The sequence below is a fragment of the Gordonia sp. AC31 genome (assembly GCF_031844505.1).
Lineage (GTDB): Bacteria > Actinomycetota > Actinomycetes > Mycobacteriales > Mycobacteriaceae > Gordonia > Gordonia hongkongensis.
Genome location: NZ_JAUZVK010000002.1, coordinates 141,120 through 164,173 on the forward strand (window position 1 = coordinate 141,120; position 23,054 = coordinate 164,173).

General features: G+C 67.7%; 26 protein-coding genes. 7 read left to right on the top strand and 19 right to left on the bottom strand.

What is annotated here, in order from left to right:
* Positions 1-33: 33 nt before the first annotated feature.
* The 3 genes from mftR (at position 34) to Q9R39_RS03310 (ending at position 2,283) form a co-directional block, all read left to right on the top strand.
* Positions 34-651, top strand: coding sequence for a mycofactocin system transcriptional regulator (gene mftR / locus Q9R39_RS03300; RefSeq protein WP_058252363.1), 618 nt, complete (start codon positions 34-36; stop codon positions 649-651).
* A 131-nt stretch (positions 652-782) separates the two neighbouring features.
* Positions 783-1,841 carry a ferredoxin--NADP reductase gene (locus Q9R39_RS03305; RefSeq protein ID WP_058252364.1) on the top strand — a complete coding sequence of 353 codons (1,059 nt, stop codon included), beginning with the start codon at positions 783-785 and terminating at the stop codon, positions 1,839-1,841.
* A gap of 52 nt (positions 1,842-1,893) precedes the next feature.
* Positions 1,894-2,283 (top strand): hypothetical protein, encoded by a 390-nt coding sequence (locus Q9R39_RS03310; protein WP_058252436.1) that lies wholly within the window; start codon positions 1,894-1,896, stop codon positions 2,281-2,283.
* 8 nt (positions 2,284-2,291) lie between these two features.
* On the opposite strand, the gene Q9R39_RS03315 is transcribed toward Q9R39_RS03310, so the two are convergent.
* The 10 genes from Q9R39_RS03315 to Q9R39_RS03360 all read right to left on the bottom strand — a co-directional run bounded on the left by Q9R39_RS03315 (position 2,292) and on the right by Q9R39_RS03360 (position 9,677).
* Positions 2,292-3,029, bottom strand: coding sequence for a DNA alkylation repair protein (locus Q9R39_RS03315; protein ID WP_058252365.1), 738 nt, complete (start codon positions 3,027-3,029; stop codon positions 2,292-2,294).
* 7 nt (positions 3,030-3,036) lie between these two features.
* Complete coding sequence (locus Q9R39_RS03320; RefSeq protein ID WP_058252366.1) at positions 3,037-4,230, bottom strand: NAD(P)/FAD-dependent oxidoreductase; 1,194 nt, start codon at positions 4,228-4,230, stop codon at positions 3,037-3,039.
* A gap of 88 nt (positions 4,231-4,318) precedes the next feature.
* Positions 4,319-4,891, bottom strand: a complete 573-nt coding sequence (locus tag Q9R39_RS03325; protein ID WP_058252367.1) for a hypothetical protein — start codon at positions 4,889-4,891, stop codon at positions 4,319-4,321.
* Entirely contained in the window at positions 4,888-5,526 is a 639-nt protein-coding gene (locus Q9R39_RS03330; protein ID WP_058252368.1) for a hypothetical protein, read from the bottom strand. Before Q9R39_RS03330 ends, Q9R39_RS03325 begins: the two co-directional genes overlap by 4 nt.
* 28 nt (positions 5,527-5,554) lie before the next feature.
* Complete coding sequence (locus Q9R39_RS03335) at positions 5,555-6,094, bottom strand: hypothetical protein (RefSeq protein WP_078113120.1); 540 nt, start codon at positions 6,092-6,094, stop codon at positions 5,555-5,557.
* Positions 6,091-6,687 carry a hypothetical protein gene (locus Q9R39_RS03340; protein WP_078113121.1) on the bottom strand — a complete coding sequence of 199 codons (597 nt, stop codon included), beginning with the start codon at positions 6,685-6,687 and terminating at the stop codon, positions 6,091-6,093. The genes Q9R39_RS03335 and Q9R39_RS03340 overlap by 4 nt, the downstream gene beginning before the upstream one ends.
* Positions 6,688-6,698: 11 nt before the next feature.
* Positions 6,699-7,628 carry an SDR family oxidoreductase gene (locus tag Q9R39_RS03345; RefSeq protein ID WP_078113122.1) on the bottom strand — a complete coding sequence of 310 codons (930 nt, stop codon included), beginning with the start codon at positions 7,626-7,628 and terminating at the stop codon, positions 6,699-6,701.
* A 75-nt stretch (positions 7,629-7,703) separates the two neighbouring features.
* A complete protein-coding gene (locus tag Q9R39_RS03350) occupies positions 7,704-8,336 on the bottom strand; it encodes a TetR/AcrR family transcriptional regulator (RefSeq protein WP_311277101.1) in 633 nt (210 codons plus the stop codon).
* Positions 8,333-8,566, bottom strand: coding sequence for a hypothetical protein (locus Q9R39_RS03355; protein WP_078113124.1), 234 nt, complete (start codon positions 8,564-8,566; stop codon positions 8,333-8,335). Before Q9R39_RS03355 ends, Q9R39_RS03350 begins: the two co-directional genes overlap by 4 nt.
* A 100-nt stretch (positions 8,567-8,666) precedes the next feature.
* Positions 8,667-9,677, bottom strand: coding sequence for an o-succinylbenzoate synthase (locus tag Q9R39_RS03360; protein ID WP_078113125.1), 1,011 nt, complete (start codon positions 9,675-9,677; stop codon positions 8,667-8,669).
* Positions 9,678-9,764: 87 nt separating this feature from the next.
* On the opposite strand from Q9R39_RS03360, the gene Q9R39_RS03365 reads away from it, so the two are divergent.
* Positions 9,765-10,700: an oxygenase MpaB family protein gene (locus Q9R39_RS03365; protein ID WP_078113126.1), complete on the top strand. Its 936-nt coding sequence runs from the start codon at positions 9,765-9,767 to the stop codon at positions 10,698-10,700.
* A gap of 101 nt (positions 10,701-10,801) precedes the next feature.
* Here Q9R39_RS03365 and Q9R39_RS03370 read toward each other — a convergent pair whose 3' ends face one another.
* From Q9R39_RS03370 to Q9R39_RS03380, 3 genes are all read right to left on the bottom strand, one after another.
* Complete coding sequence (locus tag Q9R39_RS03370) at positions 10,802-11,548, bottom strand: alpha/beta fold hydrolase (protein WP_068970114.1); 747 nt, start codon at positions 11,546-11,548, stop codon at positions 10,802-10,804.
* A gap of 85 nt (positions 11,549-11,633) precedes the next feature.
* Positions 11,634-12,530 (bottom strand): alpha/beta hydrolase, encoded by an 897-nt coding sequence (locus Q9R39_RS03375; RefSeq protein WP_374100833.1) that lies wholly within the window; start codon positions 12,528-12,530, stop codon positions 11,634-11,636.
* A gap of 226 nt (positions 12,531-12,756) precedes the next feature.
* The gene (locus tag Q9R39_RS03380) at positions 12,757-13,650 is read right to left on the bottom strand and encodes an SHOCT domain-containing protein (protein WP_231742459.1); all 894 of its coding nucleotides are present in this window, start codon (positions 13,648-13,650) and stop codon (positions 12,757-12,759) included.
* A gap of 196 nt (positions 13,651-13,846) precedes the next feature.
* Here Q9R39_RS03380 and Q9R39_RS03385 point away from each other — a divergent pair, with 196 nt between their 5' ends.
* Both Q9R39_RS03385 and Q9R39_RS03390 read left to right on the top strand, forming a co-directional pair.
* A complete protein-coding gene (locus tag Q9R39_RS03385; RefSeq protein WP_231742461.1) occupies positions 13,847-14,170 on the top strand; it encodes a hypothetical protein in 324 nt (107 codons plus the stop codon).
* Between the two features lie 45 nt (positions 14,171-14,215).
* A complete protein-coding gene (locus Q9R39_RS03390) occupies positions 14,216-14,740 on the top strand; it encodes a CDP-diacylglycerol diphosphatase (RefSeq protein ID WP_323055852.1) in 525 nt (174 codons plus the stop codon).
* Positions 14,741-14,834: 94 nt separating this feature from the next.
* Here Q9R39_RS03390 and tuf read toward each other — a convergent pair whose 3' ends face one another.
* The 6 genes from tuf to Q9R39_RS03420 form a co-directional block, all read right to left on the bottom strand.
* On the bottom strand, positions 14,835-16,025 hold the full coding sequence (tuf, locus tag Q9R39_RS03395) for an elongation factor Tu (protein WP_058252377.1): 1,191 nt from the start codon (positions 16,023-16,025) through the stop codon (positions 14,835-14,837).
* Positions 16,026-16,130: 105 nt separating this feature from the next.
* A complete protein-coding gene (fusA, locus tag Q9R39_RS03400; protein WP_058252378.1) occupies positions 16,131-18,236 on the bottom strand; it encodes an elongation factor G in 2,106 nt (701 codons plus the stop codon).
* A 147-nt stretch (positions 18,237-18,383) separates the two neighbouring features.
* The gene (gene rpsG, locus Q9R39_RS03405) at positions 18,384-18,854 is read right to left on the bottom strand and encodes a 30S ribosomal protein S7 (RefSeq protein WP_004020595.1); all 471 of its coding nucleotides are present in this window, start codon (positions 18,852-18,854) and stop codon (positions 18,384-18,386) included.
* A gap of 6 nt (positions 18,855-18,860) precedes the next feature.
* Complete coding sequence (gene rpsL / locus Q9R39_RS03410; protein ID WP_004020596.1) at positions 18,861-19,232, bottom strand: 30S ribosomal protein S12; 372 nt, start codon at positions 19,230-19,232, stop codon at positions 18,861-18,863.
* Positions 19,233-19,682: 450 nt separating this feature from the next.
* Entirely contained in the window at positions 19,683-20,456 is a 774-nt protein-coding gene (locus tag Q9R39_RS03415) for a hypothetical protein (RefSeq protein ID WP_231742464.1), read from the bottom strand.
* Positions 20,453-21,328, bottom strand: coding sequence for an exodeoxyribonuclease III (locus Q9R39_RS03420; RefSeq protein ID WP_058252440.1), 876 nt, complete (start codon positions 21,326-21,328; stop codon positions 20,453-20,455). The genes Q9R39_RS03415 and Q9R39_RS03420 overlap by 4 nt, the downstream gene beginning before the upstream one ends.
* A gap of 88 nt (positions 21,329-21,416) precedes the next feature.
* On the opposite strand from Q9R39_RS03420, the gene Q9R39_RS03425 reads away from it, so the two are divergent.
* Entirely contained in the window at positions 21,417-23,054 is a 1,638-nt protein-coding gene (locus tag Q9R39_RS03425; RefSeq protein ID WP_139114214.1) for a sigma-54-dependent Fis family transcriptional regulator, read from the top strand.

The following is a 23,054-nucleotide window of genomic DNA, read 5'->3' on the forward strand; positions in this document are numbered from 1 at the left end:
CGGACGACACCGGTCCCATAGGCTGAGGTCCCGATGACCACGAAGATGCGCGGTGACGAGCCCGCACGTACCCCGCCGGGCCGGCGCCCCATCACGTCGCGTGCGCAGATCAGCGCACTCGCGATCCGCCTCTTCACCACCCAGGGCTTCGAGGACACCAGCGTCGACGACATCGCCGAGGCGGCCGGGATAGCCCGGCGCACACTGTTCCGGTATTACTCGTCGAAGAACGAGATCCCCTGGGGCGAGTTCGACGACCATCTCCTCGAACTACGCACTCTCCTCGCCGGCATCCCGCCCGAGACGCCGATGGCGCAGGCCCTCGTCGACGCCCTCGTCTCGTTCAACCGGGTGCCCGCCGAGGAACTCGACAACCATCGCCGACGTATGTCCCTCCTCCTCGGGGTGCCTGCGCTGCAGGCACATTCGATGATCGTCTATGCCGACTGGCGTCAGGTCATCGCCGAGTTCTGCGCGACCCGGCTGGGCGTCGATGTCCGCGATCACCTGCCGCAGACCATCGGCTGGCTGTGCCTCGGTGCCGCCCTCGCCGCGTACGAGAAATGGCTCGACGACCCCGATGCCGACCTGGAGACGCTCATCGAGTCCGGCGCGCGCACCGTGGCCGACGGCGTGGCCGCCCTGGCGTGACTACGCTGGCAACGGCCGCAAGTGATCGACCGCAAGCCCCTCGTGGGAACACCGGTCGTTGCGCTAGGCTGAAGTAGAACGTGTTCTAATTTGGGCCGGGGTGCCGGTCCTCGACGGCGGAGACTGCGCACATGTCTGACCTGACCCCTCACGGTTCACGCAGCGTGATCCTCACGGTGTCCGAGGTGATCGACGAGACGGCCGAGGCCAAGTCCATCGCCTTCGAACTACCCGAGGCCTCGCCGAAGCCGTTCACCGATTACAAACCGGGGCAGTTCCTCACGCTACGGATTCCGAGCGAGCAGACTGGTTCGGTCGCGCGCTGCTACTCCCTCGCGTCGTCGCCGTTCACCGACCCGCAGCCCAAGGTGACCGTGAAGCGCACCGCCGACGGCTACGGATCCAACTGGGTGTGCGACAACCTCTCCCCCGGCACCCAGGTCGAGGTGCTGCCGCCATCGGGCGTGTTCACCCCGAAGTCCTATGACACCCCATTGCTGCTCATCGCGGCCGGCAGCGGTGTCACGCCGGTGATGTCGATCCTCAAGGCGGCCCTCGAGAAGGGCGACGCACCGATCGTCTTCTTCTATGCCAACCGGGACGTCGCCGACGTGATCTTCGCCGCCGAACTCCGAGAACTCCTGGCCGCCCACCCAAATCGGCTCACCCTCGTCCACTGGCTCGAATCACTCCAGGGTCTGCCGAGTGCGGCCGCTCTGGCAACGGCTTTCGCGCCCTACGCGACGTCGCACGTCGCCTACATGTGCGGACCGGGCCCGTTCATGGATGCCGTCCACAAGGGTCTGTCGGACGCGAACTTCCCGCACCACAACGTCCACACCGAGGTCTACAACTCGCTGTCCGGCGACCCGTTCGCCGACGTCGAACTCGGCGAGGTGAGTGAGGAGGAGCAGGCGGGTGCCGCCACCGTCGAGGTGGAGCTCGACGGTGAGACCCACACCCTGACCTGGCCTCGCTCACGAACTCTCGTCGACATCATGCTCGCCGCCGGACTCGATGCCCCGTATTCCTGCCAGGAGGGTGAGTGCGGTTCGTGCGCCTGCACTCTCACCGAGGGCAGCGTCGACATGGACAACGCCGGCGCGCTCGACCCCGAGGACATCGAGGACGGGTACATCCTCGGCTGTCAGGCGCATCCGACATCGGACACGCTGAAGGTCGAATTCTGAGAGAGTGGTTCGAGTTCGTGCAGTCACCGGTCCATCGAAGGAGAACGACGACGTGAGCACCATCCGCGGTTCCCGGCTCGACCCCGTCCAGCTCGCCCGTGGCCTCGCCGCGATGCTCATCAGCATCGGAGTGCTCCACTTCGTGGCACCCAAACCGTTCGACGAGATCATCCCGGAGGAGATCCCCGGCGACCCCCGCACGCTGACCTACGCTTCCGGTGTTGCCGAGATCGGTTTGGGCGCGGCACTTCTCGCTCCGAAGACCCGACGCGCCGCCGGCGCGGCGTCGGTGCTGCTGTTCCTCGCCGTCTACCCCGCCAACATCAACATGGTCCGGCTGTGGTGGGACCGGCCGCTGCCCTACAAGATCGTCGCGCTGGCCCGGTTGCCGTTCCAGTTCCCGATGATCTGGGCCGCTGCGAAGGTCGCACGCGAGGGCTGACCCTGTCGTCACAGATCCCGGAGGGCGCGGTAGTGGGCACGCTCCTCCGGGGTCCGGTGTTCGAGCGCGTATGACAGTGCGGTGCGGCCCATCCGGGCAGCGTTGTCGTCCAGGTAGCCGAGCAGGACGCTCTCGTCGACTCGTTTGCCGACCTCCCGCAGCATCCAGCCGAATGCCTTCTGGATGAGACCCCGTCGGTCGTCGCGGACGAGCGGCGCCACCGCGAGCAGTGCCGCCGGGTCGCCGTGCTTGATGAAGGCGAAGGTCGCGATCACCCCCACCCGGCGCCGCCACAGATCGTCGTCCCGCGCGTGTTGCAGGACGAGATCGAGTTCGCCGCTGCGCCAGCAGTATTCGCCGAGGACGGGATCGGCGGACGAGTCGACGAGATCCCAGTTGTTCACCCGGCCGCGGCGCACGGCGTCGAGGTAGAGGTCGACCCAACCCTTGCCGTCGCCGCCGCGGCGTAGCTCGCGTTCGAACTCCTCACGCAGGAGGAACAATGCGATCAGGCGATGCTCGTGGATCGGTGAGTCGAGCAAGTCGACGACCTGATCCGACGCGATGCCGCGGAACCCCTTCGCGAGCTTCCGTTGTACCGGTACACGGATTCCGAGGAATTCGTCACCCTCCCCGTATCCCCCCGGTCGGGCCTGGAAGAACGCAGCCTGGCCGAGCGCGAGCTGCGGGTCGGCCACCTCGGCCGCGGCGTCGCGCACCCGCGTAGCGGTGGGCGTATCCGTCACTGCGTCACTACAGCAGATCCGCCACGGGAGTGGGGGTCTGCAGCTTCGGCCGGGTCTTCATCACGGCACCCACCTTGCCGGCGCCCACCACCCCGGTGAGCACGCCGTCCCGGCTGTAGTAGGCAACGAACTTCTTCCCGTCGTCGTCGACGACGTGGACCTCGTCATCGGCGCGCGGGGAGCCGAGTACCTGGATCTTGACGTCGAACTGGTCGCTCCAGAAATAGGCGACCGACGCGGTGACCGCGTCGCCACCGGTGATCTGGTGCGCGACGACCGAGGCCTGCTCGACCGTGTGGTTCCAGTGCTCGACGCGTTTCGGCCGCCCGTCCTCGTCGAGCCAGTTCGCCACGTCACCGAGGGCGTAGACGCTCTCAGCGCTGGTGTGTCCGGTTGCATCACAGGCGATTCCGCCCCCCACCTCGCGTGCGGCGAACTCGATACCCGACCCGTCCAGGTACCCGGTCACCGGGGTCGAACCGATACCGACGACGACGATGTCGGCGGGCAGGGTGGTGCCGTCGGTGAGTTCGACCGCGCTGACCCGCCCGTCGGACACGTCGATCTTCGCGACCCCGACCCCGGTCCGCAGATCGATGCCGTTGGCCACGTGCAACCGCGACACCAGGGCGCCGATCCGCTCCCCCAGCGCCACGGCGAGCGGCGTCGGAGCCGGTTCGACGAGGCTGACCGCCAGTCCGCGGGCCGCGAGGCCGGCCGCCACCTCGCATCCGATGAAGCCGGCGCCGATGACGACTGCGGTGCTCGCGGAATCGATCTCGCGACGCAGCGCCACCGCGTCGTCGTAGGTGCGGAGCACGTGCGCGCCACGGACGTTCTCTGCGAGACCGGGAAACGGCCGCGGATCGAGCCCGGTCGCCAGTACGAGAGTGTCGTAGGCGACGGTGGCGCCGGAGGCCAGTGTGATCGTCCGGTCCGTCGGTGACACCGCGGTCACCGCTTCACCGAGTCGCAGCGTGATGTCGGAGTCCTCGTAGAACTCCGCGGGTTTGAGATCGACGCGGTCGTCCTTGCCCAGCAGCACCGACTTCGACAGCGGCGGACGGTCGTACGGTGGATGCGCTTCGGCTCCGACGAGGGTGATCGGATCGGTGAAGCCGTTGTTCCGCAGGTTCTCCGCGACCCGGATTCCGCCGAGTCCGGCTCCGACGATCACCACACCCGCGCTCGATGCACTCATCTCTGGTCCCCTTTTCGTCATCCCACCCCGCGAGCACCCGTCTGCGCCGGCGGTCACGCGGACCGCCCGGGGCCGGGCATCTCGTGTCTCAACGGGTCACGTCGCCGACCGGTTGCAGGTCGGACAGCAGCCAATTCCCGTCGACCTTACGCATAAGTGCCCACCGGGCGATAGAGGTCGTCTCGGCCGGTGGACGACTCGCGGCACCCGGTGCCGGTGAACCGGACCCGGCTGTCACCCGCTGGTCGGCGAAGACGAGCACCCGGGCGCGTTCCGAGTCGCCCTCCTGCAGTCCGGCACCGACGACCTCGCCGGTCACCGACAACGCTGATGCACGGACGCCGGGAACCACGACGTCGGTACCGCGGTTCCGGTACTCCAGGCGTAGCGGGTCGGTCAGCAACGCGTCGGTCGCCTGCCGCCGGTCGGCGGGGTCGTCGGGCGAGTAGGTCAGAAGCGCACTCACGGCAGCCGCAGCCGCGCTGAGGATCTCGCTGCGTTGCGCCTCGGTCGGGTCGGGATCGGGGCGCAGGGTCGCGGCGCCCGCGATCGCCGCGACCACCAGGGATACCGCCGATGCGGCGATGAGAAGCCGCATGCGGATGCGTTGGGTTCGGGTCGGCCGTGCCGGTAGCAGGACCCGGTCGTGAGCGGTGGTCATGGACGCCTCGCCTCGGCGATCTTCCAGCCGCCGTCGGTGCGCGTCATGGTGATCAGCGCCGTGATCCGCTCCCCGGTGGTGTCGATCTCCGAACCGTCCCCCGACCCGCCCAGGAGCGCCGGGTTCGTCGCGTCGGCGACGACGAGCACGTCCACGCTTCCACCGATGTCGTCGGACGACGGATCGGTGACGAGCCCGGCCGAGATCACTTGCCCGACACTCGAACCCCGTTTCCCGCCCACCTCTGTCATCAGTGCCTCCCGGGCGGCGTCGATCCGTTTCAGCTGCGGTCCGGTGCTCACCTCCGCCACGCGTGTCACGTAGCCTTCGGGGTCGGCCGGGTCGGCGGTCAGCATGACGGTGACGGCGCCGCGGGCGGATGCGAGCACGTCGTCCTGCAACTCGGTCGCCGCCTGCTGGCCGCGGATCTGCCAGGCAAGAAAGCCGGCGACGCCAACGAGGACGACCACCGCGATCGCTGCTCCGACGAGAGTCCGGCGCACCGTCTGTGTCCGGCGTGCCGCACGCGCCCGGAGCGCCGGCGCGGCGACGATCCGGGCGGTGCGCGCCCGTCGGGTCGCCGCGTCGACCCGGGCGCGGGCGAGTTCGATTCGCGTGGTGATGGTCTCGGTCATCGTCGCACCCGCAGATTCCGATGGACGGTCATCCGATCACATCCGCCGCCGCGAGGAGCCATGTGTCGTCCGACCGCGCGTAGCGGGCCAGGACCGTGCGTTGAACGGTCGTCGCCGGCCCCGCGGCCGGACGTACTGTCACCACGACACGCAGCAGCGCCTCCCCCTCCGCGGCGTCGACCGCGACGATGCTGACGACCTCGGGGCGCCAGGTCACCGACGACGTCCCCTCGGGCGGGGGCCGATCGAGCTGGGCCCCGTAGCTGTCGGTGAACTCGTCGGCGACCCGCTCCCGCGCCCGCGTCCGGTCCTGCTGCCAGCGGTCCGCATCGACCGAGAAGACGTCCGCGACGATCGTTCCCGCCTGTGCTCGCAACTGGTCTCGGCTCTCCGCGACGTCGGAGCCGGTACGGTGCGAGTTCCACAGGGCGAGCACCACGACGAGCGTCGCGACCAGGACAACCGCCGCGATCGCGAGGCGGATGGCGGCACCTCGCACCCCGATGGGCCGGGTCGTTCCGCGTCCCGGGACCGGCTCGACGCCCGGGGTGTGAGTCGGTGGCGTCATGGAAGGTACTGCACCGCACTCAGTTTCAGCGTGTCGTCGGCCGGTGTGATGAGCACCCGCAACCGGAATCTGCGCGCCTGGTCGCCGGTCTCGGCCGGCGCCGCCCCACCGGTGAAGACGACGGTGGCCGCAATGAGGACCGTGGCGGTGTCGCCGGTCCGGACGGAGATCCCCGTGCCGTCGACAGAGGACTGCGCGACGGTGCCGTTGGCCCGGATGAATTCGGTGTAACTGTCGGCGGATTGGGCGAACTCGTCGTAGAAGGCGCCGGTGGCGCCGGCCAGGATGCGCTGGGCGCGCCGATCGTCTCGGCTGTCCGGGGCGATGAGCACCGCAACCCGGTCGGCCGCCGCGGACTGGAGTTCGGCATCGGAGTACCGCTCACGGTCTCGCTGCCACGCGGTCACCGCCACCCCCGCGAGCACGAGCGCGACGACGAGGACCACCACCGCGACGACCCACCGGAGCCGCGACAGGCGCCGACGGAGTCCGGCCTCGACCTCGAGGGCGTGCAGATCGTCCAGTGCCTCGCGCAGCTCGCGCCTCGCCGCCCGGTCGGCGGACACCTCCCGCACCCCCGACCGAGCACCCATGCCGTCCCTCTTCACGACGACAGGGGCGTGCTCTCCTGGGGCTGCGTCAGACTGTCGCCCGGCGCCCGGGTGTCGACCTTCTCACCGCGGATCCGGCTGGAATATGCCGCGCGCGCCTGCTGGTCGGGGCTCAGGAAGATCGAGTCCAGCTTGGTCAACCGGCGCGACCACCGCTTCATCGCCTGCGGGAACAACGCGCCCGACTCCGCCCACCGCATCGACCGGGGCGCGTAGACGCGGACCACCGGCCGCGCGATCGTCTGCACGACGATCGACGCCACCTCGCCGGGCTCGACGGTCTGGATGAACTTGTTGGTCTGCAGGCCGGAGATCAGGGCGGTTCGCGTGAACGTGGGGAGTACCGCGCTGACGGCGACGCCCTTCGGCTCCAGCTCGGCGCCCAGCGCCTCGGAGAACTCGATGACGGCTGCCTTGGCGCCGTTGTAGATGGTGAGGCCGGGGGTCGGTATGCGCCCGGCCGTCGATGCGATGTTCACGATGTGGCCGGTCCTGCGGGGCGCCATCCGGCGGGCCGCCTCCTGGCATCCGATGATCACGCCCAGGACGTCGATCTCGTAGGTCCGGCGGATGATCGTGTCGTCGTAGGAGAGGAACGGTCCGACCGGCATGATCCCGGCGTTGTTCACGAGCACGTCGATCGGTCCGAGCCGGTTTTCGACCTCGGTCAGGAACGCATCGAAGGACTCGCGTTTGGTCACGTCCACCTCGATGCCCTCGCAACCGAGGTCGGCGGCGGCCTTGCCCACCGCCTCGGAATCCACATCACCGATCGCGACCCTGGCCCCCGCCTCGGACAGCTGGGTCGCGGTCTCGAATCCGATGCCACGCGCGCCGCCGGTGATGACCACGACCTTGTCCCGTAGCGCGGCGCGGATCGCGTCGTGGTCGGGTGTGCGGGACAGCTTGTCACGCAGACTCATTGGATCTCCTTCGGTGGATGCGGACTTCAGACGAGAGGAACGGGGCCGGCGTGGCCCGTCATCTCCGGTGGGGTTTCACCAGATCATCGGTGAGAGGAACTTGGCGGCGAAATCCCGAACGCGCTGGGGTTCGTTGCGAGCAGGGTCCGACGGCGGCGTCTCCAGCAGTGAGATCACCAGTCGCACATGGATCTCGACGGCTTCCAGCAGATCCTCGACGGGCATCTGCGCACCCTCGTCGCGGAGTGTGGCCGCGACCCGGTCGGTGACCATGTCGATGAACAACGACGTCATCGTCGCCGTGACGCTCTTGATCTCGGAGTCGGTGAGGACGATCCGGCTCAGCAGCGGATTGGAGTTGACCCACTCGGCGCCGACGGCGAACGCCTCCACCAGCGCGGCCTTGGGTCCGAGCCCCTTCACCGAGGCCTCGAGTTTCTGCATGCCCGTCTCGTAGGCGTCGTTGGCCACCGCGTAGAGCAGCGCATCCTTGTTCGGAAAGCGCCGGTACAAGGTGCTGCGGCTCACTCCAGCCCGCGCGGCGACCTCGTCGATGTTCGCGCGGCGGACACCGACCTCGGCGAACTCCGCCCCGGCAGCCGCGAGGATCGCGGCTTCCTGGTCGGCCGGGCTGGCGGTGTTGCGGACCTTACGCGTCGAGGTCCGATCCCCGCTGTCGGCCTTGGTTCCGGTGCCTGCCACGGTCATCGCCGCCGACGGGTGGCGGGCAGCGAGTCCTCGGGTGCCGACCAGTGGTCTTCGTGCAGCCGGCGATGTCTGATCTCCGTGATCTCCATCTGGTCAAAATACAGCCCGGCGGTCCGGTGTCCGCGGGCACCGCGACCCCGGCCGACGTGCAACGGGGTTCCGTCGCGGTCGGGAGACGGGACGCCGACCGAATCGACTGCTGCCGGCACTGTCGCCAGAACCGAGGCCATGATCGTCTCCCTCCCGCAACGGCCGCCCCGGGTACGGACGGTCGGCATGTGACCCACATCGCATGATAGACCACGTTGAGACAGATCGGAGAATGCGTTCCTATCCTCGCCCGCGACCCGTGGGCGACCCGTCCATCGTCAGCAGGCGGTGACACCGCCGCAGACGCTCGCGCCACCAATGCTGACGCTCTTCTTCGACCGCGAGTCCGCGCACGTCGACCGAGGCGTCGGTGCCGAACCATCGCGTTCCCACCGAGCCGTCGACCATCTGGAAGGACGCGGCGACATCCGCGGCGAGCAACGACCCGGTGCCCAGCCCGCACGCAAGCTCCAGGCGCGGTAGCGCGGCCGCGGCAGCCACGCCGGCGGCCATCCCGATCGCGCTGTCGAGGGCACTCGAGACCACGATGTCGAGTCCCAGGTTCTCAGCGAGCTGGAGGGTTGCGCGCATGCCGCCGAGCGGCGCGACCTTGACCACCGCCACGTCAGCAGCGTCGGCCGCGACGACACGGTAGGGGTCCTCGGCCTTCCTGATGGATTCGTCGGCAGCGATCGGCACCTCGACCGCCCGACGCACGGCCGCCAGTTCTTCGACTGTGCGACAGGGCTGTTCGGCATACTCGACCTCACCGATGGCGCGCAGGGCGGCGATGGCCTCGTCGACGGTCCAGCCGCCGTTCGCATCGATGCGCACCCTGCCGATGAGCTCCCGCGTCGCCGCGACCCGGGCGACGTCGTCGTCGAGGGTCTGCCCCGGTTCGGCGACCTTGACCTTCGCGGTTCCCGCGCCGGGGTATCGCTGCAGCAATGCGTCGACCTCGTCGGCGGGGATGGCGGGCACGGTCGCGTTGACCGGGACGGTGTCGCGGACCGCGGCGGGAGGGCCGACCCAGGCGGCCTCGATGCCGGCCCGCAGCCACGAGGCCGCCTCCGGGTCGTCGTACTCGACGAACGGACCGAACTCCCCCCAACCCGCCGGCCCCGCGAAGACCATCGTCTCGCGCGTGGTCAGGCCGCGGAATCTCGTACGCATCGGCAGGCGCACCGCGACAGCGGAAGCGAGGACCTCCTCGACGTCGGGAAGCGCCCAGTCCGGTTGCCTGCCCCGCATCGTCCGTCCTCCCTCTCCGCATACAGATCACCCCGCGTCGTTGGAACAACCTTCCAAATTTGTTCCAAGTGCGATATTCTCGCCGCCATGTCAGTCAACCAGGGATTCGACGCCGGTATCCGCGAGGCAGAGCCGATGATCGTCGACGACACTCCGGACACCGCGGGCGAGGTCGCCTCGCCACGTCTGGGCGCCGACTCGCTCGTGTGGAAGTTCTACGGCGACAACCGCGGACTGCTGGGCTTCCAGCGTCTGGCCGGCACCGAGAACTGCATCGAACAACTCGGCCAGGCCGTGCTCGACCACTCGGTCATCTTCAGCGACTTCCTCGGCCGGGCCAAGCGGACCGGCCCCCCGGTCATGCGGACCGTGTACAGCACCGAGCCGGAGAAGTGGGGGCGCACGGTGCGCGACTTCCACCGCGACATCAAGGGCACCATCAGCGACGGATCGCGGTACCACGCACTCAATCCGGAGTTGTTCTACTGGGCGCACGCGACGTTCGTCGACCAGGTCCTCTACATCACCGACACCTTCATCCGACGCCTGAGTTACGCCGAGAAGGTCCAGATTTTCGAGGAGAGCAAGGTCTGGTATCAGCTCTACGGGGTGAGCGATCGCGGGCAGCCGCAGACCTACGAGGAGTTCGTCCAGTATTGGGAAGACATGCTCGACCGGTTCGTGCCGCACAAGACGATCGTCTACGCCACCGGTTACATCCGGCAGGGGCTCCCCCGCCCCAAGAAGATCCCCGCGCCCGTGTGGAAGATCCTGTCGCTTCCGTTGAACGCCTTCATCCGCACCGTTGTCGTCGGAACGCTGCCCCAGCAGATGCGTGACGTGTGCGACCTCGAGTGGAACGACAGGCGCGAGAAGAACTTCCAACGGTTCGCCGCCCTCATGCGGGCTGCCAACCCGTTGATCAACCGCCTGCCGCTCAAGTACCTCTACGTCCCCTGGGCCTACGACGCATGGCGCAAGGTCGGGATCGACCCGCGACCGCTGCACAACAAGCCCGCCTGATAGCGCTTCGCTTCCTTAGGAGCGCCCGAAGCTTGCGGAGGGCGGCGGCCGCTTCCGCTCCCTGAGGAGGCCCGGAGCCTGCGGAGGGCCGTCACGAAGGGTCAGTGCCCGAGGAACCCGTCGACGTGGGTGACGAACTCCTCGGCGCGGTCGCGGTGAACGCTGTGCCCCGCCTCGATGGTGACGAACCGCGAGTTCGGCAGGGCGTCGCTGAGGGTCCGCAGGTGGCGCGGCGGCAGGAAGCTCTTCTCGCCACCGGAGATGACCATGGCGGTGGCCTGCACATCCGGCAGCTCCGACCACCAGTGCGGCGCGCAGACGTCGAATTCGGCGACGATCTGGTCGCCCATCCGGCCGTCGTAGCGGATGACCGGAAAGGGGTTGCGCGCGAGCGCGATCAGCCCACGAATCTGCTCGCCCAGGGTGGCGCGCATGGCGATGCCCTCGGACAGATCGGCCTCGTCGCGGGGCATCGGCGGCACCTCTTCGAGCACCAGGCGTCGGATCCTCGTCGGCTCACGCATGGCCAATCGCAGCGCGGTGTGGGCACCGAGCGAATGGCCGACCACGTCGGCGACCGCGATCCCGAGGGTGTCGAGGACATAGGCCAGGTCGTCGCGGAAGTCGTCGAGCCGGTAGACCTCACGGGCCCGGCCGCTCCGCCCGTGTCCACGGAGGTCCACGCTGATCACCGCACGCCCGCGGGCGCGGAGTGCCGTCGCGAGCCGGCGCCAGGTCGAATGGTCCGATGCCATCCCGTGCACGAGGACGACCGGTACGCCCCGGTCGGCCTCCCCCGCGATCCGGACCGCGAGGTCGGGGTCGCCGCTTCGACGCAGAACACGCATGACCGTCAGCTTACGAACGTCGGCCGTGCGGGCGCCGTCACACTCCACCCGGCCGTCCGCGCAGACCGCACCTCACCGGTCGTCGTCACCGGTCGCGGAACCAGCCGCTGTTCTTGGCGCGCCACACCATGTCCTCCCAGTACCCCCAGGCGTGTGTCCCGACGGACGGAAAGTCCGTCGTGACCGGGATGCCCTGCAAAGCGGCCGCGACTTCGAACGACCGGGTCTGCGCGAGCGACACCACCTCCAGCGGTGTGCCCTTGACCGAGGCCACGGCGTCGGCGTTGTGCGGACCCCACGTCGCCGAACCGGACCCGATGCGGATCTTCATCCCCCGCATCCGCGGCAGCTGGACGAGTGCATCGTTGCGCGTCCACCGGTCACTCCAGGGCGGTCCCCACATGGCGTCCGCGCTGAACGGACCGACCCCCGCCCCGACACCGGCGTCGATCAACGCGAGCCGAACAGCCTCTCGCATCGTGGGCGCGGACAGGTTCAGGTAGCCGGACATCGAGAAGACGTGCGAGATGCGCTTGCGGTGGTACGCCCCGTAGACCATCGCAGCGTTACCGCCCATGGAGATGCCCATGATCGCGTATTTGCCCAGCGGGCCGACTGCGAGTCCGCGCGCGTCGAGTTCGCGCACGATGGTGTCGAGTCGGCACGTCCACCGATAGCGGTATCCGACCTTGTTGGCCGGGCTCGCCGCTTCCCAATCGGTGTAGAAGCTCGCGAGACCTCCGACCGGTTGGATCACGTTGACGCCGGAGTCGGCGATGCGGTGGACACGCGTGTCGCGACGCCAGCCACTGATGTCACCGGTCGCGCGAAGACCGTCGAGAGCGATGACGGTTTTGCTGTTGCCCCACCGAGTCCAGGTGTCGACCGGGGTGCTCGGCATGCCGCAGCCGGACACATGGAACCTGCCGAACGCGGCCGACGCGGATGCGTTACCCGACCCGATGGTGACCACGCCGACCACCGCGAGGAGCGCGAGGGCGAACGCGAGGGCTCGACGTCGGCGGGCAAGCCGACGCGGCCGTAGTGAAAGCTGCACCGACGAACTGTAATTCGACGACCATCAGCAATGCCACGGCTGTGACCCTAGGGCATCGACATCGATATCGAGTGGTGACCAGAGTGACTAGAGTGAATCAAGTGGCGTATGTGGCAGAGGATTCATTTTGTTACAGACGATCCACGCAGCGTCAGAGATCGTCGACGATGCGCTGACGCGCCCGCGCGTACTCCTCCTCGGTGACCGCGCCGGTGCGGCGCAGTTCGTCCAGCGACGCGAGCCGTTCGGCCGGCGAACGGCCCGGGTCACCACCCCGGCCCGACCCGCCACCGGCCTTGGTGAACGACGGGGGGTCCATCCGAGACGAGCTCGCCGAATCCGCCCGGACTCCCGCCCAGCCGCGCACGACCTCCATGACCTCCGCTCGGGCCGCGGGATTGGACCGCAGATCGATCACGCCACTGCCCGCCACCCCGTGACGCCCCAGGATCTGCAGGATCTCCCCCAACGGTTCCGCCTGACCGGTGAGATCGTAGGTCCGGCCGTCCTCTTCGGAGGTGAACCTGGCCGGCACCGAACCGGCGAGCAAAGCGGTTGCCTGCCAGTCGATCTCGAAGTCCTGGGACTCGGGATCGACCATCACGGCCAACCGACGGGCGTGAAGCAGCGGCTGCTGGTAATGCGGCACGACCTTCCTCGTCGACACCTCGAACGGAGCGAGTCCCTCGGCGTGGATCCGGAGCCCGAGCTTCATCAGCGGCTGGTCGTTGATCTCGACATTCGTCTGACCGATCGAGGTGATCTCGGCGATGCCGAACACTCCGGCGGCGCGCAGGCGTTCCAGCTTGGCGCCACCCCGATAGTTGAACCACGCGATGGCAACGCCGAGAACGATATCCAGCACGGTGATGCCGATCCCGGTCCACAGCATCCACTCCGTGTCGGGTGCATCGATCACGAAGTAGGCGACGAGGAAGATCGGACCGACGATCCCGCACAGCATGACAAACGCGAAAGTGCCCACGGCACTCCACACATGGGCAGGAACACGTGGCCCGGTCCCCGACTCTCCGAACATGGTCATGCGCGAACTCTATGCGCGGACCTGCGGCGACGGAAGTTCGAAGGCCGAGGCGTCCCACCTTGGAACGACATGGAAGCGCCACCGTTCGCAGTCGGCGCCGGATACGAGTAGTTCGCCGCACTTTCCCGGGTCAAAGTTGCCTGATCTGCGGTTTCGGCACGACCCGGAGAGTCTCGGTGGCACACTCTGCGCTCAGATGAGCACGCCGAGGCTCACCACCGAGAGGTTCCCCATGGACGACACCCGCTCGCATCGGTTCACCCGGCTCCTCTCGACGATGGCCGTCACCGCCGCCATCGTCGCGAGCTCCGCCCTGAGTGGAGGCGGGGTCGCCTCGGCCGCACCACCGACGCCGACCCAAAAACTCTGCGGCCAGAGCACCGACGATCCCGCCACCGATAAGTCCCTGCTTCTCTGGGGAAAGGTGAAGGGCACCAAGCCCGGTCAGATCGGCGACAACATCGACGTCATTCAGCCGGGTCCCCAGTACCAGCCGAACCCGAAGTACGTGAAGTACTAAGCAATCCGTCGAGGTGGTGACCACAAAGGTCACAACGATGACTTCCTGCTCCTACCCACCAACCGGATCAGGGGCATCGAATGCCCCTATCTGTACAACGGTTCCGAGTTGAACCTGTGGAGCGCGGCGTGGCTGCAGGCGGGCAAATTGGTCGCCAAGAATCCCACTCGACCGATTGCGATAGGGGTGAACTCCGCCACGGCGCGCTCGCAAAACCAGCTGCACATTCATCTGGCGCAGGTGAATCCCACCACGCTGGCCGACCTGAGGGCGATCCCCAACCCGGAGACGCATCTGGACAACTGGACGAAGACCGACGTCGTCTTGAGGCTCAACAAGACCAAATCGAAGATCCCCCGGCACTTCCGCGTCGTCAAGTACACCGGCGGTCTGCCCGATCTGTTTCGTGTCCTGAAACGTCAGCTGCCCGCCACCGAGGACATGGCGGACCAATCGATCGGCGTGGTCGATGCCGGCCAGCCCAACACCTACTTCGTCCTCACCAGCAATCCGAAACTGGGTGGTGCCGGGACGGGACTGATGGACATGATCTACGGCTGGGGCGTCTGACCCTCGGCAGGATCAACGACAAAGGCGCCCGGCCACTTTCGTGACCGGGCGCCTTCGACTCAGTGAGTCAGTGAGTCAGTGAGTCAGAACGAGATCACTTGGTGATCTTGGTGACTCGACCCGCACCGACGGTGCGGCCACCCTCGCGGATGGCGAAACGCAGGCCCTCGTCCATGGCGACCGGCTGGATGAGCTTGACGCTCATCTCGGTGTTGTCGCCCGGCATGACCATCTCGGTGCCCTCGGGGAGGGTCACGACGCCGGTCACGTCCGTGGTACGGAAGTAGAACTGCGGACGGTAGTTGTTGAAGAACGGGGTGTGACGGCCGCCCTCGTCCTTGGACAGGATGTACGCCTGGCCCTCGAACTCGGTGTGCGGGGTCGTGGTGCCCGGCTTCACGATGACCTGACCGCGCTCGACGTCCTCACGCTTGAGGCCGCGGAGCAGCAGACCGGCGTTGTCGCCTGCCTGTGCGGAATCGAGGAGCTTGTGGAACATCTCGATACCGGTGACGGTGGTCTTGGTGCTCTTCTCGCGGATGCCGACGATCTCGACTTCCTCGTTCACGTTGACCTCGCCGCGCTCCACACGACCGGTGACCACGGTGCCGCGGCCGGTGATGGTGAAAACGTCCTCGACGGGCATGAGGAACGGCTTCTCGGTCTCGCGGACCGGGTCCGGGATCGACTCGTCGACGGCAGCCATGAGCTCTTCGACCGACTTGGTCCACTCGGGGTCACCCTCGAGGGCCTTGAGCGCCGAGACCTTGACGACCGGGGCTTCCTCGTCGAACTCCTGGGCGGCCAGCAGTTCGCGGACCTCCATCTCGACGAGCTCGATGATCTCGTCGTCGTCGACCATGTCGGCCTTGTTCAGGGCGACCAGGATGTAGGGCACACCGACCTGGCGGGCCAGCAGCACGTGCTCGCGGGTCTGCGGCATCGGGCCGTCGGTGGCGGCGACCACGAGGATCGCGCCGTCCATCTGGGCAGCACCGGTGATCATGTTCTTGATGTAGTCGGCGTGACCGGGGGCGTCGACGTGGGCGTAGTGACGCTTATCGGTCTCGTACTCGACGTGCGAGATGTTGATCGTGATACCGCGAGCTTTTTCCTCGGGAGCCTTGTCGATCTGATCGAACGCGAAGCTCTTGTTGAGTTCCGGGTACTTGTCGTGCAGCACCTTGGTGATGGCCGCGGTCAGCGTGGTCTTGCCGTGGTCGACGTGACCGATGGTGCCGATGTTCACGTGCGGCTTGGTCCGCTCGAACTTCGCCTTCGCCACTTGATTGTCCTCCTGGACTTGTTGCTCTACTGGGCGGATCCCAGCAGGGGTTTTCTTCTTACGTTGGTGCGCAGAACTGGTCGGCGCATGTCGCTAGGACCGGGTTTACTCGCCGGTGGCCTTCGCGATGATTTCCTTCGACACGTTCGCGGGAACCTCCGCGTACGAATCGAACACCATGGAGTAGTTTGCCCGGCCCTGGGTCTTCGACCGGAGGTCTCCGATGTAGCCGAACATCTCCGACAGCGGCACCTGTGCCTTCACGACACGCGCACCACTGCGCTCCTCCATGGCCTGGATCTGGCCACGGCGGGAGTTCAGGTCGCCGATCACGTCACCCATGTAGTCCTCGGGAGTCGTGACCTCGACGGCCATCAGGGGCTCGAGGATGACCGGACCGGCCATCCGCGCAGCTTCCTTCAGGGCCTGCGAGCCGGCGATCTTGAACGCCATCTCCGAGGAGTCGACGTCGTGGTACTGACCGTCGAGCAGGGTGACCTTCAGGTTCACCAGCGGGTATCCGGCGAGGACACCGTACTGCATGGCGTCCTGGGCACCGGCGTCCACCGACGGGATGTACTCGCGCGGGACGCGACCACCGGTGACGGCGTTGGCGAACTCGTAGGTCGCACCGTCCTCGGCGTCCACCAGGGGCTCGAGCTTGATGATGACCTTCGCGAACTGGCCCGATCCACCGGTCTGCTTCTTGTGGGTGAACTCGTGCTTCTCGACCGTCTTGCGGATGGTCTCGCGGTAGGCCACCTGCGGCTTGCCGACGTTGGCCTCGACCTTGAACTCGCGCTTCATGCGGTCGACGAGGATGTCGAGGTGGAGCTCGCCCATACCGCCGATGACGGTCTGGCCGGTCTCCTCGTCGAGCTGGACCGAGAAGGTCGGGTCCTCTTCGGCGAGCTTCTGGATCGCGGTGCCCAGCTTCTCCTGGTCGGACTTGGTCTTCGGCTCGATCGAGACGTTGATGACCGGGTCCGGGAAGCTCATGGACTCGAGCACGATCGGCGACGCCGAATCGCACAGGGTGTCACCGGTGGTGGTGTCCTTGAGACCGATCATCGCGTAGATGTGGCCCGCGGTGGCGTCCTCGACCGGGTTCTCCTTGTTGGCATGCATCTGGAAGAGCTTGCCGACGCGCTCCTTCTTGCCCTTGGTGGCGTTGAGCACCTGGGTTCCGGCGTTGATCTTGCCGGAGTACACGCGCACGAAGGTGAGCTTGCCGAAGAACGGGTGAGCCGCGATCTTGAACGCGAGAGCCGAGAACGGCTCGTCCGCGGACGGCTTGCGCGAGAGGATCTCCTCCTCGTCGCCCACTGCGTGACCCTCGACCGACGGCACGTCCAGCGGGGACGGCAGGTAGTCGATGATCGCGTCGAGCATGGGCTGCACGCCCTTGTTCTTGAACGCCGAGCCACAGATCACCGGGTAGAACTCACGGGCGATCGTGAGCTTGCGGATCGCGCCCTTGATCTCCTCGGTGGTCAGCTCTTCGCCGCCGAAGTACTTCTCGAGCAGTGCCTCGTCAGTCTCGGCGACCGTCTCGAGGAGCTTCTCGCGGTACTCCGCAACCTGGTCGACCAGATCGGCGGGGATCTCCTCGATGGTCGGCGCAGCGCCGATCTCGACGGTTCCGCGCCAGGTGATCGCCTTCTGCTCGATGAGGTCGACGACGCCGTCGAAGTTGTCCTCGGCGCCGATCGGCAGCTGCAGGACCAGCGGCTTGGCGCCGAGGCGCTCCTCGATGGTGCGCACGGTGAAGAAGAAGTCCGCACCGAGCTTGTCCATCTTGTTGACGAAGCAGATACGCGGGACGTCGTACTTCTCCGCCTGACGCCAGACCTGCTCGGACTGCGGCTCGACGCCTTCCTTGCCGTCGAACACGGCGACCGCGCCGTCGAGCACGCGGAGGCTGCGCTCCACCTCGACGGTGAAGTCGACGTGGCCGGGGGTGTCGATGATGTTGATCTGGTTCTTGTTCCAGAAACACGTCACCGCCGCGGAGGTGATGGTGATCCCCCGCTCCTTCTCCTGCTCCATCCAGTCGGTGGTCGAGGCACCGTCGTGGGTTTCACCGATCTTGTAGTTCACACCGGTGTAGAAGAGGATTCGCTCGGTGGCGGTGGTCTTGCCGGCATCGATGTGGGCCATGATGCCGATGTTGCGAACCTTGTTCAGGTCGCTGAGCACTTCCTGTGCCATCAAGTTCCCTTCGGGAAGATTTCGGACTAAAGGCTGTCTTCACTTATCAGCCCCGGGCTCGCTGCGCTCGCCCCCACCCGAACGAGTTCGGGTGGACTGGGCGGTCGTCGCTTCGCGCCGAGCGCCCAGTACCCGGTTTGGGGTCGATTACCAGCGGTAGTGCGCGAACGCCCGGTTGGCCTCGGCCATCTTGTGGGTGTCCTCGCGGCGCTTCACCGAAGCACCGAGACCGTTGGACGCGTCCAGCAACTCGTTGGCGAGACGCTCGACCATGGTCTTCTCACGACGCTGACGGCTGAAGCTGACGAGCCAGCGGAGCGCGAGGGTGTTGGCGCGGTTCGGCTTGACCTCGATCGGCACCTGGTAGGTGGCACCACCGACGCGGCGGCTCTTCACCTCGAGGGTGGGCTTCACGTTGTCGAGAGCGCGCTTGAGGGTGACGACCGGATCGGTGCCGGTCTTGTCGCGAGCCTGCTCGAGGGCGCCGTAGACGATGCGCTCGGCGGTCGACTTCTTGCCGTCCAGCAGGATCTTGTTGACCAGCTGGGTGACCAGCGGCGAACCGTAGACGGGATCGTTGATGAGGGGGCGCTTGGGAGCGGGTCCTTTACGTGGCATGACTTATCAGTTCCCCTTCTTGGCGCCGTAGCGGCTGCGAGCCTGCTTGCGGTCCTTGACACCCTGGGTGTCGAGCGAGCCGCGGATGATCTTGTAGCGCACACCCGGGAGGTCCTTCACACGACCGCCGCGGACGAGCACCATCGAGTGCTCCTGCAGGTTGTGGCCTTCGCCGGGGATGTAGGCGGTGACCTCGACCGAGCTGGTCAGGCGCACACGGGCGACCTTGCGCAGTGCCGAGTTCGGCTTCTTGGGGGTGGTGGTGTAGACGCGGGTGCACACGCCACGACGCTGCGGGCTTCCCTTGAGGGCCGCGGTCTTGGTCTTGGCAGCCTTGTCGTGACGGCCCTTGCGGACCAGCTGATTGATGGTTGGCACTAGGTGTTCGTTCCTCTTTATCATCGGTTGTGGTTGGTGCTCCGGGCAAGCACGAAGTGGCTCGCAGGCCTGTTTTCGCGGCTTCCACAACTCGCCCCACCAGCACGTATGTGCTGGTCAGTACATTTTCGCTACCCCGAGGTCGGGCGTGTCATACACTCGACAGCGGATTCGCCTGTCAGCCCCTCTGCCGGCCGTACCCCGAGATGCTCGGCGGCTCGAGAGCCGTAGGGCAGGCATGCGGACTGGCCCAGCATGGGCCGGGCACCGACGATCCACTCTACCGATCGGGTTTACACAGGTCAAAAAACGGATCCTGCACGCAACCGGCAGGTGAACGGGTCGTGCGCGATCGGCTCCGGGCCACGCTCGTGCTCGGCGTGACCCTCCCACTTCTACACCGTCAAACCGCATGCGTCGAGGGCGCGAGTCGCCGGTGCGACCATTCCGTCATCCGCGCTGCACGGGTCGCCTGAGCTGCTCGATCACGGGTGCGGACGGGCTCTCGGGGTCGCACGGTCGACGCGTCGGCGAGGACTGACCGCCGAACCACCGGTCGACGATCGTCGCCTGCCGTTCCACCTCGCCCCGGCGCGGCATGTGGTGGTTCTCACCGGCATCGCGCACGCCGTACACGTCCTCACCCAGTTCGTACCGGGCCTGGTCGGCCAGCGCATCGGCGAGGAACCCGGCAGGGGAACGGGCAGCGGCGATCTGCCAGGCGTGGACCAGTTCGTGGATGAGCAGCTGACCCGGCACCGGATATGCCCTGCTCCCCGGCCCCAGGGTCGCGTCGAGGTGCGACCCGAGATTGCAGAGGATGCGTCCGTCGACCGCGGGCACCGTGAAGGCGCGCCCGCCCCGACCGGCGAGATCGGTGAGGACGACGTCATCGAGCCACCCCACGTCCCCGAAGACCGCCACGGCCACGCTTCGCTCGGCCGGGGTCAACCCGCGATGACGCACGCGACGGCGGATGACGCTCGACGTGACGAGGCCCGCGCCCAGCACGACGACGAACCCGAGCGGGCCGAGCCAGATCGTCACCGGCACCAGGTGCACCGCAAGGAGCACACCCGCCGTGGCCGCCGGGGCGTCGCCGAGTCGTCCCGCCTCGAGCCGGCGGGCGACGGAGAGCACCGTGCCGAGCAGGCGCCCATAGGCCCGGGCGGCCGCGATGACCGAACGGCGCAGGCGCGTCGCGGACGCCGGGCGGGGCATCATTCCGGCGTCTGCGGCAGTTTCACCTTCGTCGCACCGGGTTTCGCCGGATTCGACGGCGGCGGGACCACCGGTCCGATGTCGCCATCGGGAGCCTCGTCGAGGTCGACGATGACCGGCGCGTGGTCACTCGGCTTGCTGCCCTTGCGTGCTTTCCGGTCGATCCAGGCGGCCGCGACGCGATCGGCAGCGGACGCTCCGGCGAGGATCAGGTCGATGCGCATCCCGAGGTCTTTGTGGAACATGCCGGCGCGGTAGTCCCAGTAGCTGAACACACGCTCGCCCGGCCACCGGTCCCGGACGACGTCGCGCAGGCCCATCGATTCGAAGGTGGCCAGCGCGGCCCGTTCCGCCGGAGTGACGTGGGTGTGTCCCACATACGCGGCGGGGTCGAACAGGTCGGCGTCGGCCGGCGCGATGTTCATGTCGCCGCACAGGAGTGTCGTGGTCGGGTCCTCCACGGCACGGGCCAGCGCCGCGAGCCACTCGAGTTTGTAGGTGTAGTGGTCCGAGTCCGGGGTCCGGCCGTTGGGCACGTACAGCGAGTGGATGCGGAGTCCGCCGCACACCGCCGACACCGCCCGTGCCTCCAGGGTCGACGGGTCGGGGTATCCGGGCATGCCGTCGAACCCGATCCGGACGTCGTCGAGTCCGACCCGCGACAACAGCGCCACCCCGTTCCACTGACCCTGTCCGGCGTGCGCGACCTCGTATCCGCGGTCGGTGAGATCGGTGCCGAGTGACTCGTCGAACGCGGCGTCGGAGAGTTTGGTCTCCTGCAGGCACACCACGTCGGGTCGGCGCTCGTCGAGCCAGGGCAACAGGCGCGGGATGCGCTGCTTCACGGAGTTCACGTTCCAGGTCGCCACGCGCATGCGACCACGGTAGTACCCCGCCATCAGGGCCCGGCCACCGCCGATCACGGACCCGGCCTTTCGTTGCACGGTGACATGTGTCACGTTGGTGGGTATCGACACGTTGCACCGCACCTCCGATTCGTCGCCCCGACGGCCCGTCATCGAGTCGTCGTGGCGTCGTTCGGAGCTGTCCGGGGTCCGCCCCGAGGACCGGACGCCGACGCAGGTCCAGGACATCGCTGCCGCCGACCCGCTGCTCGACGCCGCCCGCCCGGTCCTCGATGACGCCGCCGCCCGACTCGCCGACACCGATGTCTCGCTGCTGCTCGTCGACCACGAGTGCCGGATGGTGACGCGGGTGGCGTTCGGCACGACCGTGGAGCGCCGTCTCGACGCGATCGGCGCCTCGCCGGGCGTGCCGTTCGGCGAGGACGTCGTCGGGACGACGGCCCTCGGTACCCCGGCGGAGACCCGGGGCGGGATCGTCGTGAACAGCTCCGAGCACTACCTGGACCAGTTCAAGTCGATCAGTTGCTTCGGACAGCCGATCATCCATCCCGCGACCCGCAGGCTGGCCGGGATCATCTGCATGTCCGAGATCGCCGATCGCATCAACCCCTTGGCGATCCCGGTCGTCAACGGGATCGTCGCCGACATCGCCGACCGCCTGCTGGACCGGTCGCGAGCGCACCAGCGACGCGTCCTCGACGCGTTCCAGCGCGCCGCACCGCGTCGCGACCTCGCCGTCGCGGCCATCGGCGACGACCTCCAGCTCACGAATGCCCTTGCTGCCGAACTGCTCTCCCCCACCGACATCGGCGCGATGCGGATCGTCGCGACCGATCCCGCACTGCGCGCGACAGTACTGCCGCTGACCCTGGTGTCGGGCGCCGAGGTCGAGGTCGCCGTCGAACCCGTGCCGGGCGCCTGCGGCGCGGCCCTGTTCCGCTTCCGGCCGGTCAGCGAGCCGCCGCCGAGGCGGTCCGCGCCACCGACCGCCCCGTCCCGCACCAGCGTCGCGATCACCGGCGAACCGGGGACCGGACGCAGCACCCACGCCGCTGCGCTCGCCGCCGAGACCGACTCGCCACCGGTGATCGTCGATGTCGCCGACGAGATCATCAGCGGTCGTCGCCCCGACATCCCCGCGTTCGTCGGACGCGCCCGGTCGATGAGCACGACCCTGGTGATCGACGGCGTCGATCTCCTCGACGCGCAGTCGGTCGCCCTACTCGGGCGCGTGGCGGTGTCGAGCTCGCCGGAGTCGCCGCTGATCGTCGTCGGCGGGCCGCGCGACCAGGCGAGTCCGGGAGTCGCCGCACTCCTCGCCCGGTGCGCCACACGGGTCGATCTCGCTCCTCTACGTCATCGGACCTCGGAGCTGGCGTCGATCGCGAGCAGCGCACTGACAGACATCGACCCGGAGCTCACGCTGTCCGGACTGGCGACGGACGCCTTGCTGTGCGACGACTGGCCCGGGAACCTCACCGAGCTCAACTCGGTGCTCCGGCAGGCCGCTCTGACGTGCCGAGCGCGCGCCGCGCGGGTCGTCGAACCCGCCGACCTGCCACCCGCCTATCGGACGACCAGCCGGGCCGCGCACCTGTCCGGCCGGGAACAGGCCGAGCGCACCGCGATCGTCGAGGCGCTGGACCGCGCCCGCGGCAACAAGGTGCATGCCGCAAGGGATCTCGGCATCAGCCGGACGACGCTGTACTCGCGGATGCGCGCACTGGACATCTGA

What these genes read in the sequence shown, in the direction of transcription:
- mftR (WP_058252363.1), top strand. Translation starts at nt 34, where the DNA reads ATGACCACGAAGATGCGCGGTGACGAGCCCGCACGTACCCCGCCGGGC.
- Q9R39_RS03305 (WP_058252364.1), top strand. Translation starts at nt 783, where the DNA reads ATGTCTGACCTGACCCCTCACGGTTCACGCAGCGTGATCCTCACGGTG.
- Q9R39_RS03320 (WP_058252366.1), bottom strand. Translation starts at nt 4,230, where the DNA reads ATGAGTGCATCGAGCGCGGGTGTGGTGATCGTCGGAGCCGGACTCGGC.
- Q9R39_RS03325 (WP_058252367.1), bottom strand. Translation starts at nt 4,891, where the DNA reads ATGACCACCGCTCACGACCGGGTCCTGCTACCGGCACGGCCGACCCGA.
- Q9R39_RS03330 (WP_058252368.1), bottom strand. Translation starts at nt 5,526, where the DNA reads ATGACCGAGACCATCACCACGCGAATCGAACTCGCCCGCGCCCGGGTC.
- Q9R39_RS03335 (WP_078113120.1), bottom strand. Translation starts at nt 6,094, where the DNA reads ATGACGCCACCGACTCACACCCCGGGCGTCGAGCCGGTCCCGGGACGC.
- Q9R39_RS03340 (WP_078113121.1), bottom strand. Translation starts at nt 6,687, where the DNA reads ATGGGTGCTCGGTCGGGGGTGCGGGAGGTGTCCGCCGACCGGGCGGCG.
- Q9R39_RS03345 (WP_078113122.1), bottom strand. Translation starts at nt 7,628, where the DNA reads ATGAGTCTGCGTGACAAGCTGTCCCGCACACCCGACCACGACGCGATC.
- Q9R39_RS03350 (WP_311277101.1), bottom strand. Translation starts at nt 8,336, where the DNA reads ATGACCGTGGCAGGCACCGGAACCAAGGCCGACAGCGGGGATCGGACC.
- Q9R39_RS03355 (WP_078113124.1), bottom strand. Translation starts at nt 8,566, where the DNA reads ATGGCCTCGGTTCTGGCGACAGTGCCGGCAGCAGTCGATTCGGTCGGC.
- Q9R39_RS03360 (WP_078113125.1), bottom strand. Translation starts at nt 9,677, where the DNA reads ATGCGGGGCAGGCAACCGGACTGGGCGCTTCCCGACGTCGAGGAGGTC.
- Q9R39_RS03365 (WP_078113126.1), top strand. Translation starts at nt 9,765, where the DNA reads ATGTCAGTCAACCAGGGATTCGACGCCGGTATCCGCGAGGCAGAGCCG.
- Q9R39_RS03370 (WP_068970114.1), bottom strand. Translation starts at nt 11,548, where the DNA reads ATGCGTGTTCTGCGTCGAAGCGGCGACCCCGACCTCGCGGTCCGGATC.
- Q9R39_RS03380 (WP_231742459.1), bottom strand. Translation starts at nt 13,650, where the DNA reads ATGACCATGTTCGGAGAGTCGGGGACCGGGCCACGTGTTCCTGCCCAT.
- Q9R39_RS03385 (WP_231742461.1), top strand. Translation starts at nt 13,847, where the DNA reads ATGAGCACGCCGAGGCTCACCACCGAGAGGTTCCCCATGGACGACACC.
- fusA (WP_058252378.1), bottom strand. Translation starts at nt 18,236, where the DNA reads ATGGCACAGGAAGTGCTCAGCGACCTGAACAAGGTTCGCAACATCGGC.
- rpsG (WP_004020595.1), bottom strand. Translation starts at nt 18,854, where the DNA reads ATGCCACGTAAAGGACCCGCTCCCAAGCGCCCCCTCATCAACGATCCC.
- Q9R39_RS03415 (WP_231742464.1), bottom strand. Translation starts at nt 20,456, where the DNA reads ATGATGCCCCGCCCGGCGTCCGCGACGCGCCTGCGCCGTTCGGTCATC.
- Q9R39_RS03420 (WP_058252440.1), bottom strand. Translation starts at nt 21,328, where the DNA reads ATGCGCGTGGCGACCTGGAACGTGAACTCCGTGAAGCAGCGCATCCCG.